1 pseudogene is annotated in these 482 nt (G+C 70.7%); it reads right to left on the reverse strand.

Features of this window, described 5'->3' with window-relative positions:
* Positions 1-135: 135 nt before the first annotated feature.
* Positions 136-482: pseudogene (locus G3I78_RS47900) on the reverse strand (NERD domain-containing protein); the annotation flags it as partial.

The raw sequence follows: 482 nt of genomic DNA on the forward strand, positions 1-482 counted from the left end.
GACCGGGGCCAGCTCGTGCGCTGGGCGGCTGGGGAGAACCTGCGGGTGCTGCTCGACCTGGACCTCGAAGACTGAACCCCGGCACACACGAAGGGCCCGGCGATGCCGGGCCCTTCGTCGTTGTCGCGGTGCCGATCAGCTTCCGTACGGGGGGAGGCGCCGCTCGGCCAGCTGCTCGACGGCGGTGATGCGGTCGGCGGTCCAGCCTGGCTGGGGCATCAGGTTCTGCAGCAGGCGCGGCAACTTCTTCGCGGAGACGATCGTGACGCCCTGGACCTCGATGCGGCCCCGGGGTCCGGGGACCTTGGCGCCGTGGACGGCGACGAACGGCCTGACCTCGACTCCCAGTGCCCGCGCGGCCTGTTCGGCCTCCCAGACGACCTTGCGCAGGGCCTCGCCCTGGTTGTACCGGCCGTACCAGAGGGTGCCGCCCTCGACCCTGAGCTTCGACTTCTGTGACCGCCACGCTTTCGAATCGACGT

This window comes from Streptomyces sp. SID13726 (assembly GCF_010548375.1).
In the GTDB taxonomy this organism is placed as follows: Bacteria; Actinomycetota; Actinomycetes; order Streptomycetales; family Streptomycetaceae; genus Streptomyces.